Annotated in this window: 8 protein-coding genes, 2 pseudogenes and 1 riboswitch; of the genes and pseudogenes, 9 read left to right on the top strand and 1 reads right to left on the bottom strand. The window is 41.0% G+C overall.

Features of this window, described 5'->3' with window-relative positions:
* On the bottom strand, positions 1–959 hold a 959-nt coding region (gene guaB / locus KH943_RS07090; protein WP_304109469.1), incomplete at its 3' end, for an IMP dehydrogenase.
* Positions 960–1230: 271 nt separating this feature from the next.
* Between guaB and rlmE the strand changes: the two genes are divergently transcribed.
* From rlmE to KH943_RS07045, 9 genes and pseudogenes are all read left to right on the top strand, one after another.
* Positions 1231–1857, top strand: a complete 627-nt coding sequence (rlmE, locus tag KH943_RS07085; protein ID WP_304109466.1) for a 23S rRNA (uridine(2552)-2'-O)-methyltransferase RlmE — start codon at positions 1231–1233, stop codon at positions 1855–1857.
* Positions 1858–1897: 40 nt separating this feature from the next.
* Positions 1898–3829, top strand: coding sequence for an ATP-dependent zinc metalloprotease FtsH (gene ftsH / locus KH943_RS07080; RefSeq protein WP_304109464.1), 1932 nt, complete (start codon positions 1898–1900; stop codon positions 3827–3829).
* Between the two features lie 168 nt (positions 3830–3997).
* Positions 3998–5777 (top strand): annotated as a pseudogene (locus KH943_RS07075) (ABC transporter ATP-binding protein/permease).
* Between the two features lie 260 nt (positions 5778–6037).
* The gene (gene rpsB / locus KH943_RS07070) at positions 6038–6754 is read left to right on the top strand and encodes a 30S ribosomal protein S2 (RefSeq protein WP_304109462.1); all 717 of its coding nucleotides are present in this window, start codon (positions 6038–6040) and stop codon (positions 6752–6754) included.
* 105 nt (positions 6755–6859) lie between these two features.
* Complete coding sequence (gene tsf, locus KH943_RS07065; RefSeq protein ID WP_005706306.1) at positions 6860–7711, top strand: translation elongation factor Ts; 852 nt, start codon at positions 6860–6862, stop codon at positions 7709–7711.
* A gap of 121 nt (positions 7712–7832) precedes the next feature.
* A riboswitch (TPP riboswitch) is annotated at positions 7833–7921 on the top strand.
* Between the two features lie 73 nt (positions 7922–7994).
* Positions 7995–8717: an ABC transporter ATP-binding protein gene (locus KH943_RS07060; RefSeq protein WP_304109458.1), complete on the top strand. Its 723-nt coding sequence runs from the start codon at positions 7995–7997 to the stop codon at positions 8715–8717.
* A complete protein-coding gene (locus KH943_RS07055; protein ID WP_304109455.1) occupies positions 8714–9451 on the top strand; it encodes an ABC transporter permease in 738 nt (245 codons plus the stop codon). The genes KH943_RS07060 and KH943_RS07055 overlap by 4 nt, the downstream gene beginning before the upstream one ends.
* Positions 9452–9473: 22 nt before the next feature.
* A complete protein-coding gene (locus KH943_RS07050; protein WP_304109453.1) occupies positions 9474–10418 on the top strand; it encodes an ABC transporter substrate-binding protein in 945 nt (314 codons plus the stop codon).
* A gap of 9 nt (positions 10419–10427) precedes the next feature.
* Positions 10428–10561 (top strand): annotated as a pseudogene (locus KH943_RS07045) (thiaminase II); the annotation flags it as partial.

The following is a 10561-nucleotide window of genomic DNA, read 5'->3' as shown; positions in this document are numbered from 1 at the left end:
GTGATTTGTGGAACACCTACACCAGTTACAATGCGAGTTGTACAAATTGAACCAGGACCAATACCTACTTTCACTGCACTTGCGCCTGCGTCTGCAAGTGCGATAGCACCGTCAGCTGTTGCTACATTACCCGCAACGATAGGTAAGTTTGGATATTTCGCTCGAGTTTCACGAACGCGTTGTAATACGCCTTCTGAGTGACCGTGAGAAGAATCAATTAACAGTACATCTACGCCTGCTTTCACTAATGCATCAATACGTTCTTCATTGCCAGCACCTGCGCCAACCGCAGCACCAACACGTAAACGACCAAATTCATCTTTACACGCATTTGGTTTTTGTTCTGCTTTTTGGAAGTCTTTAACGGTAATCATTCCTTTCAGTTTAAAGCTGTCATTGACCATCAATACTTTTTCAACACGATGTTGGTGCATTAATGCTAAGATTTCTTCGCGAGTTGCCCCTTCTTTTACCGTTACTAAGCGGTCTTTTTTTGTCATTACTTGCGAAACGGTTTGATGTAAATCTTTTACGAAACGAGTGTCACGACCAGTAATAATACCGATTAAGTTATTTTCCCCATCTACAACAGGATAGCCTGCAAAGCCATTTTTCTTCACCATTTCAGCAAGTACGGCAAGAGTTAAATCAGGAGAAACAGTCACAGGTTCAGAAACAATACCACTTTCGAATTTTTTCACTTTACGCACGCGATCGGCTTGGCGTTCGATCGTCATATTTTTATGAATAAAGCCAATGCCACCTTCTTGCGCTAAAGAGATTGCAAGTTTGGTTTCAGTTACGGTATCCATCGCAGCAGAAAGCATAGGAATATTCAAAGTAATTTCTTTAGTGAGCTTGGTTGAAAGATTGGCTGTATTTGGCAGCACAGTAGAATGCGCTGGGACGAGTAGAACATCGTCAAAAGTAAGGGCTTCTTGTTTGATTCGTAAAGACATTTGCAATAGTTCCTTAATAAAATAAAAATTGTGCTAGAAATTATTGCGGGCGAATTATACAGGGCTTTTCTGCTCCTGTAAATCATAAAAATGCAGAACTAAGCAATCGTTTGCTAGCCCTCAAATGCTTAGGTAAAATATGTAGAAAAATTGTTTAAAGAATGTAAAAGCTATTAAAGAAATCAACTTCTTTACTTGAATAGCGATAAATAGTCCTTATTATGGTACACTAACAAATTAACAGACAACGTTTAATAGAGAATAAGGCAGAATGGGAAGAAAACGTAGTGCCAGCTCGTCACGTTGGTTGGCGGAGCACTTTAAAGATCAATTCGTGCAGAAGGCACATAAGCAGAAACTACGCTCTCGAGCGTATTTCAAATTAGATGAAATTCAAAAAACAGACCGCTTGTTTAAACCAGGAATGACCGTGGTGGATTTAGGTGCAGCACCAGGGGGGTGGTCTCAATATGCAGTCACTCAAATTGGCGGGAAAGGACGTATTATTGCCTGTGATATTTTAGATATGAATCCGATTGTTGGTGTAGATTTCTTACAAGGTGATTTCCGTGAAGAGAGCGTGTTAAATGCACTGCTTGAGCGTGTAGGTGATGATATGGTGAATGTGGTAATGTCAGATATGGCACCGAATTTCAGCGGAATGCCGTCGGTTGATATTCCACGTGCAATGTATTTAGTGGAATTAGCGTTAGATATGTGCCGTCAAGTATTGGCACCAAAAGGCAGTTTTGTGGTCAAAGTATTCCAAGGTGAAGGTTTTGACGAATATTTGCGTGATATTCGAGCGATGTTTAGTACCGTAAAAGTCCGTAAACCAGAGGCTTCTCGTGATCGTTCACGAGAAGTTTATATTGTGGCAACGGGCTATAAAGGCTAATCTTCATTTTTTATTTTTCTAGTAGTGTAGGGGCTTAATCTTGAACGATTTTGTGAAAAATATCATCCTTTGGGTAGTGGTTGCGATTGTATTGATGACTGCCTTTGAAGGTTTCAATTCAAACTTTGGCAACAATGCCAATAACTCGGTGGCATATTCGACTTTCTTAAATGATATTCGTACGAATACATTAAAAGATGTAGATATGACGAGCAACAGTGAAACGATTAACGTGACCAAAAAAGATGGCACGAAATATCAAACTGTGATGCCAATGTATGACCGTGATTTGTTAGCGGATTTATCTAAAACAGATGCAACGGTAACAGGTCAGCCAGAAGAACGTCGCGGATTATTAACGCAAATCTTAATTTCGTGGTTCCCGATGTTGCTTTTAATTGGTTTCTATGCGTTCTATATGCGTCAAATGCAAGGCGGTGGCGGTAAAGGTGCATTTAGCTTTGGTAAGAGCAAAGCGAAAATGTTGACTGCAGATCAAGTTAAAACCACTTTTGCAGATGTTGCTGGTTGTGATGAAGCGAAAGAAGAAGTGGGCGAAGTGGTTGATTTCTTGCGTGATCCAAGCAAATTCCAAAAATTGGGCGGGCGTATTCCAAAAGGGATCTTAATGGTTGGTCCTCCAGGTACAGGTAAAACCTTGCTAGCGAAAGCGATTGCGGGCGAAGCTAAAGTGCCATTCTTTACAATGGCTGGTTCAGACTTTGTGGAAATGTTTGTCGGTGTAGGAGCTTCCCGCGTTCGTGATCTTTTCGAACAAGCGAAGAAAAATGCCCCTTGTATCATCTTTATTGATGAAATTGATGCGGTCGGGCGTAAGCGTGGTGGTGCAGGCTTCAGTGGTGGTCACGATGAACGCGAACAAACCTTAAACCAAATGTTGGTTGAAATGGACGGTTTTGAAGGTTCTGAAGGCGTGATTATTATCGCGGCAACTAACCGCGCGGACGTATTAGATGATGCATTAACCCGTCCTGGTCGTTTCGACCGCCAAGTAACTGTTGATTTGCCAAACGTGAAAGGGCGTGAGCAAATTTTGCAAGTTCACTTGAAAAAAGTACCGCTTGCAGAGGGCGTGGATGCAATGCAAATTGCGCGTGGTACCCCGGGTTATTCGGGTGCACAATTAGCGAACTTGGTAAACGAAGCTGCGTTATTTGCTGCACGTAAAAATCGCCGAGTAGTAACGATGGAAGATTTCGAACAAGCCCGTGATAAAATCAATATGGGGCCTGAACGTCGTTCTAATACGATGACAGAAAAAGAGATCATCAACACCGCATACCACGAAGCAGGGCACGTTATCGTCGGTTACTTAATGCCAGAACATGATCCACTTAATAAAGTGACTATTGTGCCACGTGGTCAAGCATTAGGCTTTGCTCAATTTTTGCCAGAAGGCGACCGTGTGAGTGAAACATTTACCAAATTAGAAAGCCAACTTTCTACCTTATTTGCAGGGCGTATTGCAGAAGGTTTGATTTTCGGTGAAGATAAAATTACTACAGGGGCTTCGTCTGATATTCATCGTGCAACCCAAATTGCACGTGCAATGGTAACACAATGGGGCTTCTCAAAAGAGCTTGGTCCAATTTTCTATCAAAATGAAGATGGTATGGGGGCAATCAAAGGCGTTTCAGAAGAGTCGCAAAAATTGATTGATACCGAAATGCGTAAAATCATTGATCGTAACTATAACCGTGCAAAACAAACGTTAGAAGACAATATCGACATTTTACACGCAATGAAAGATGCGTTATTGAAATATGAAACGCTTGATCGCAAACAGATTGATGACTTAATGGCACGCCGTCCAGTGGGAGAGCCGTCTGGTTGGAATGATAAACCAACACAAGGCCCATCACACAATAATAAAGAGGAAACGACAGAAAAACCTGTTCGAACAGATTTAGAAAGCGACCCAAAAGAAGGTGATATGGCGGATAATTCATAATTCTTCTTTACTTTTCTTAAGCCAGAAATAGCGATATTTCTGGTTTTCTTTTTGCCTATATGTTGGTCGCTTTTGGGGCAGTAATTGACAATCGCATTTTACCCGATAAAATAAACTAATCGGAATTGTGAATTATTCGCAATTCCGTTCTTTTATTTAGGAAGCAGAATGAATTGGCAAACAGAATTAAATAACAGCTTTTCTTGGTTAATGGGTGCGTTGGTTTTCCTTTTAGTAGGATTATCCATCGCACTTTCTTTTTTGCGTAAAACGAAATTTGGCAAGCAATTTTGGCGAGTAGCACAGCCTGCTTGGGCGGTAAGTCATAAAGGGAAAACCTTAGGACTGATTATTTTGCTCTTGCTTTTTGTGCTGCTAGAAGTACGAATTAGCGTGCTCAACACCTATTTCTACAACGGTTTGTATAAATCTTTGCAAGATAAAGCAGTCGATGCTTTCTGGTTTTTTGCGGGTATTAACGCCTTACTTGTGTTGGTTAAAATTACCCATTCCATAGTGAACTATCTGATCACGCAAGCCTTTGAAATTAAATGGCTTGAAAAATTGAATGCAGAAATGCTTAATCGTTGGCTCGATCATAAAAATTATTATCTGCTTCGTTACCAAAAAGATCTACCTGACAACATAGATCAACGTATCGAACAAGATGCTTCAGCCTTTATTTCTGGCACGGTTTCAGCGGTAAAAGGTGTGCTCAATGCGATTGTTGCGACCATCGAATTTACCATTATTTTGTGGGGGTTGTCAGGGTTGCTAATGCTGTTTGGCTTGGAAATTCCTAAAGGCGTGGTCTTTTTTATCTATATTTTTATTCTTGTTGCAACTGCACTTTCGGTTTGGATTGGTCGTCCGCTTATTCGTTTAAACTTTAATAAAGAGAAGTTGCAAGGGGATTACCGTTATTCGCTTATTCGTGTGCGTGAAAATGCGGAAAGTATTGCGTTTTATTCTGGCGAAGAGAAAGAGAGAAACCACTTGCACGAACGGTTTAATTTCATTATTCAAAATCGCTGGGAGATTGTACGAAGAATGTTAGGGTTGGATGGCTTTAATACAGGGGTAACTCAAACAGCGATGATTTTACCGTTAATGTTACAAGCACCTCGATTTTTTGTAGGGCAGGCAACACTTGGTGATATGCATCAAACTGTGCAATCTTTTAACCGTTTGATGCGTGCCCTGTCGTTTTTCCGTTTGTTTTATGAAGAATTTACGCTCTATCAGGCAAGACTAAACCGTCTGTACGGTTTCTTTACTACACTTGATCATTTGGATAGCCTTCCTAGTCAGCCAACTTATCCTTGCACAAAAAGGGTTTTACTTACGTGACTTTGGAATCAAGGATGCAAGCGGTCAGATTTTGCTTTCAAATATCAATATTGAACTGCAGGCAGGTGATGCCTTGTTAATTCAAGGTGCGTCTGGGGCAGGGAAAACAACCTTGTTAAAGGCCTTAGCGGGAATTTATCCATTTGAGACTTTTGGTGTGGCAGAACAGGCTTGTTTAGATAAACCGCTGTTTTTACCTCAACGCCCTTATATGCCAGAGGGAACATTGCGTGAGGCAATTTGTTATCCAAATTTGAAGGTCACTGATTTTGAAATTCGTCAGGCAATGGAAGTCTGTTCATTGGATAAATACACTAATGCATTAGATGTGGATATGGATTGGCAAGCTACTCTCTCACCAGGGGAGTTACAACGTGTTGCTTTTGTCCGTATTGTGTTGGCAAAACCGCAATTGATTTTTTTAGATGAAACGACATCAGCATTAGATGAACCAACGGAGGCAATGTTATATCTCACAATTAAACATTGGTTGCCAGAGAGTATTATTATCAGCGTGGGGCATCGGTGCACACTTCAGCAGTTCCATAATAAGCAGATAACCTTAGGCAAACCACGCTTTGAATGTACTTATAGCTAATTTATTTGCAAGCGGTTAAATTTTTTTGACCGCTTGCAAATTGTGCTAGATTCTCGCCATTTTTTTTGACATAATACACCTCGTTTTTTATCTATTTTAGATAGAAAACAGAACTTATTTTTCAACACAAAAACACACATCTATCATCAAACTAGAAATTGGGGTGCTACTTTGTGGTCGGTTTTCTAGGATAGATGGAGGCTAAACCCCGTCTTGTCTTTCATAAGTGGCAAGGCAAACAACTTTAAAGGAAAATTCTTATGGCACAAGTTTCTATGCGCGATATGCTTAACGCAGGCGTTCACTACGGTCACCAAACTCGTTACTGGAATCCAAAAATGAAACCATTTATTTTCGGTGCTCGTAATGGTGTTCATATCGTAAACCTTGAAAAAACATTACCATTATTCAACGAAGCATTAGCAGAATTAACTCGTATTGCAAGCAATAACGGTAAAGTATTATTCGTAGGTACAAAACGTGCAGCGTCTGAAGCCGTTAAAGCAGCAGCAGTAGATTGCCAACAATTCTACGTAAACCATCGTTGGTTAGGTGGTATGTTGACTAACTGGAAAACAGTACGTCAATCAATCAAACGTTTAAAAGATTTAGAAGCTCAAACTCAAGACGGTACTTTTGACAAAATCACTAAAAAAGAAGCGTTAATGCGTACTCGTGAGTTAGAAAAATTAGAGTTAAGCTTAGGTGGTATCAAAAACATGAACGGCCTACCAGATGCGATCTTCGTAATCGGTGCTGACCATGAACATATCGCTATCAAAGAAGCAAACAACTTAGGTATCCCTGTATTCGCTATCGTTGATACTAACTCTACACCAGATGGCGTAAACTACATCATCCCAGGTAACGATGACGCAACTCGTGCGATCCAACTTTACTTAGATTCAGCAGTAGCTGCAATCAAAGAAGGTAAAGGTTTAAACGTTGAAGCTGAATTAGTAGTAGACGCAGAATAATCGTTATTTTGAAATAAGGCATAGCCCTTAAATCATCTGAGAGCAGGGGCTGAAAAGTAATCCCTGCTTTCTCTTATCTAAAATTCATTTCTGAGGAATAGTAAAATGGCTGAGATCACAGCATCATTAGTAAAAGAACTTCGTGAACGTACTGGTGCAGGTATGATGGAATGTAAAAAAGCACTAGTTGAAGCGAACGGTGATATCGAATTAGCAATCGACAACATGCGTAAATCTGGTCAAGCTAAAGCAGCTAAAAAAGCAGGTAACACTGCAGCAGAAGGCGTTATCTTAGCACGTATTGCTAATGGTTTCGGTGTTTTAGTTGAAATGAACTGCCAAACTGACTTCGTAGCAAAAGATGCTGGTTTCGTCGGTTTAGCGAACGAAGTTGCAGACTATGCAGTAGCAAACAAAGGTATCTCAATCGAAGAATTAGCAGCGAAATTCGAAGAACAACGTGTTGCATTAGTAGCGAAAATCGGTGAGAACATGACAATCCGTCGTGTTCAATTCTTAGATGGTCAAGTAATTGCTCAATACTTACACGGTGCGAAAATCGGTGTATTAGTTGCTGGTGAAGGTTCTGAAGAAGAATTACGTAAAGTAGCAATGCACGTTGCAGCATCTAAACCTGAGTTCGTAAACCCAGAAGATGTTTCAGCAGATGTGGTTGAACACGAACGTCAAATCCAAATCGACATCGCAATCAACTCAGGTAAACCAAAAGAAATTGCTGAGAAAATGGTTGAAGGTCGTATGAAGAAATTTACAGGCGAAGTTTCATTAACAGGTCAAGCATTCGTAATGGATCCTTCACAAACTGTAGGCGATTACTTAAAATCAGTGAATACTAAAGTAACTAACTTCATTCGTTTAGAAGTGGGTGAAGGTATTGAGAAGAAAGAAGAAGATTTCGCAGCAGAAGTAGCGAAAATCACTGGCGGTAACGCTTAATTCTTTCTTTTAGTATAGTTCATGTATAAGCAGCCTCATTTGAGGCTGTTTTAGTATCTTTTATTTGATACTATTTTAATTAGACTTGTATTCTGCCCAAAACAAGCGTAAACTTACCAACAATTTTTAGTCGGGGTGCCGAAAGGCTGAGATGATACCCGTGAACCTGAAACAGTTAGCACTGACGTAGGAAACTAATATGCCAATAAATCCATTTTCTTTTCATTCCATTTCTTATCCTTTCCTTTTTATTACGCATTCCCTTTAATCATTGAGGCGAGCGATGGTGCGTATTCAAGATTTGAGTCTTGCCTTTAACGGGCAGACGTTATTTGAGCATCTTAATTTAACCCTGTTGCCGAACGAGTGGGTAAGCTTGTTGGGCTGTTCAGGCGTGGGGAAATCGACACTTTTGCGACTACTGGCGGGCATTGAAACGCAAGGCGTGGTGCAGGGAAAAATCCTATTTGAACCGAAAGTTCGTATTGCGTGGTTGCCTCAAAAAGAGACACTTTATCCGTGGCTATCAATTGTTGATAACGTACAATTGCAAGCGGTCTTATTTGGGCGAAAATCTGCAAAAACCACTGAAAAAGCTAAAATGTTGCTTGAAAAAGTGGGAATGGCAGCACATTGGCACAAGCCTTGTTCGCAACTTTCAGGCGGGCAAAAACAGCGGGTTGCCTTGGCACGCACCTTAATGCAAGAGGCGGATTTGATTTTGCTTGATGAGCCTTTTTCCGCTCTTGATGCCATCAGTCGCCATCAACTTCAAGACTTAGCCTTTGAATTGCTCGAAGATAAATCAGTGCTGCTCGTGACCCACGATCCACAAGAGGCATTGCGGCTAAGCCATCGTATTTTTGTGCTGCGTTCGCCTGAAACTCATCAAACAGCATTGTCGGCGGTGATTCTGCCCGAAGGTAACGCCCCGCGTGAGTTGCATCAAGCCAATTTATGGGCGTTGCAGCAACAATTATTGCGGGAATTAGGGGGCGAGCAATGAAAATGCGCCTGCTCAAACCGCTTTTAATTGTAGGTGTGTTGTTGATGCTCTGGCAAATGGTCGCAACCTTGGGCAGCTTCCCACACTACATTTTGCCTTCACCGCAAGCTGTAGGGCAGCAGTTGTTCACACATGCTGAACTGCTTTGGCAGCATACGCAAGTCACGGTGTTAGAAATCTGCTTAGGGCTGTTGTTAGGCTTTCTGTTTGGGTTGATTTCGGCGTTGTTGCTCTCATTTTCTCGTCAAATTTCCGCCGTGTTATTACCGATTTTGGTCATTTCGCAAGCGATTCCCGTATTTGCCATCGCACCGTTGTTGGTGTTGTGGTTTGGCTATGGAATGGCATCCAAAATTGTGATGTCGGTGCTGATTATCTACTTCCCCGTCACGGCAGCTTGTTATGATGGGCTACGCAACACCCCACAAGCGTGGCTCGATTTGGCGAAAACCTTTAACATTTCCCCCTTCCGTTTATTGCTTAAAGTGCGATTACCTGCGGCTTTGCCTGCTTTTGCTTCGGGCTTGCGTATTGCGGTTTCGGTTGCCCCGATTGGTGCGGTGGTAGGCGAATGGGTAGGTTCGTCTGAAGGGTTGGGGTATTTGATGATTCACGCCAATGCCCGAATGCAAGTCGATTTAATGTTTGCTGCCTTGCTTATTTTAGTAGCAATTTCACTCTGTTTATATTTCAGCATTGATTGGCTATTACACCGTTTTATTTGGTCTGTTTAACTTTTCATTAAAGGAGAAAAAAATGAAGACAATCATCCGTTATTTTAGCTTTGTAATGGGGCTAATGCTCGCTCTTCCTAGCTTGGCAAAAGAGAAAATCAGCGTAATGCTAGATTGGTATGTAAATCCCGATCACGCAGCCATCATTGTAGCTCAACAAAAAGGCTTTTTTGAAAAAAATAACCTTGAGGTTAAAATTATTGAACCTGCTGATCCCGCATTACCGCCAAAATTAGCGGCGGCAGGAAAAGTTGATTTAGCCGTGAGTTATCAACCTCAGCTTTATCAACAAGTGGCAGAAGGCTTACCTTTAGTGCGAGTGGGTTCACTGATTTCAAATCCATTAAATAGCGTAGTGGTACTAAAAAAGAGCAATTTGAAAACCCTTGCTGATTTAAAAGGTAAAAAAGTGGGGTATTCTGTTAGCGGTTTTGAAGATGGATTGCTTGACACCATGCTTCATTCTATTGGTTTAAGCAATAAAGATGTGGAATTAGTGAATGTAAATTGGTCGCTTTCGCCCTCCCTTTTAACTGGACAAGTGGATGCTGTGATTGGTGCATTTCGTAATTTTGAACTCAATCAGCTTGCTTTAGAAAAGCAAGAAGGTATCGCATTCTTCCCGGAACAATATGGCGTGCCTGCTTATGATGAATTGATTTTAGTTGCCAATAAAAACAGCGTAACAGATAAAAAAACATCTGCATTTTTGACCGCACTTGAACAAGCCACAAGCTATCTGCAAGCTCACCCCAATGAAGCGTGGCAAGCCTTTGTCAGCTATAAACCGAATGAACTCAACACGCTATTAAACCAACTAGCGTGGAAAGACACGCTCCCCTTCTTAGCCAATAAACCTCGCCAATTAGACGTTAAACGTTATCAACAAATGGCAGAATTTATGCAACAAAAAGGCTTAATTCCAAAAGCCTTAGCGTTGAAAGAATATGCGGTAGAAATTAAATAAGGAAAAAAGATGATTGAACAACTCATTCAACAAGCTCAACCTTATTGGAAGCAATATGTTGAGCATGAATTTGTGCAACAACTGGCAAAAGGCACCTTGCCAAAAGCTTGTTTTCAACACTATTTAAAACAAGATTACATCTA

The sequence above is a fragment of the Haemophilus parahaemolyticus genome, from assembly GCF_018373095.1.
In the GTDB taxonomy this organism is placed as follows: domain Bacteria; phylum Pseudomonadota; class Gammaproteobacteria; order Enterobacterales; family Pasteurellaceae; genus Haemophilus_A; species Haemophilus_A parahaemolyticus_A.
Note: the sequence above shows the minus strand (reverse complement) of the source record. Positions and strands in the feature narration are given on the sequence as shown.

Bases quoted from the DNA above. Each gene is read 5' to 3' on its own strand.
- rpsB (WP_304109462.1), top strand. From the start codon at position 6,038: ATGGCACAAGTTTCTATGCGCGATATGCTTAACGCAGGCGTTCACTAC.
- rlmE (WP_304109466.1), top strand. From the start codon at position 1,231: ATGGGAAGAAAACGTAGTGCCAGCTCGTCACGTTGGTTGGCGGAGCAC.
- tsf (WP_005706306.1), top strand. From the start codon at position 6,860: ATGGCTGAGATCACAGCATCATTAGTAAAAGAACTTCGTGAACGTACT.
- KH943_RS07060 (WP_304109458.1), top strand. From the start codon at position 7,995: ATGGTGCGTATTCAAGATTTGAGTCTTGCCTTTAACGGGCAGACGTTA.
- KH943_RS07055 (WP_304109455.1), top strand. From the start codon at position 8,714: ATGAAAATGCGCCTGCTCAAACCGCTTTTAATTGTAGGTGTGTTGTTG.
- KH943_RS07050 (WP_304109453.1), top strand. From the start codon at position 9,474: ATGAAGACAATCATCCGTTATTTTAGCTTTGTAATGGGGCTAATGCTC.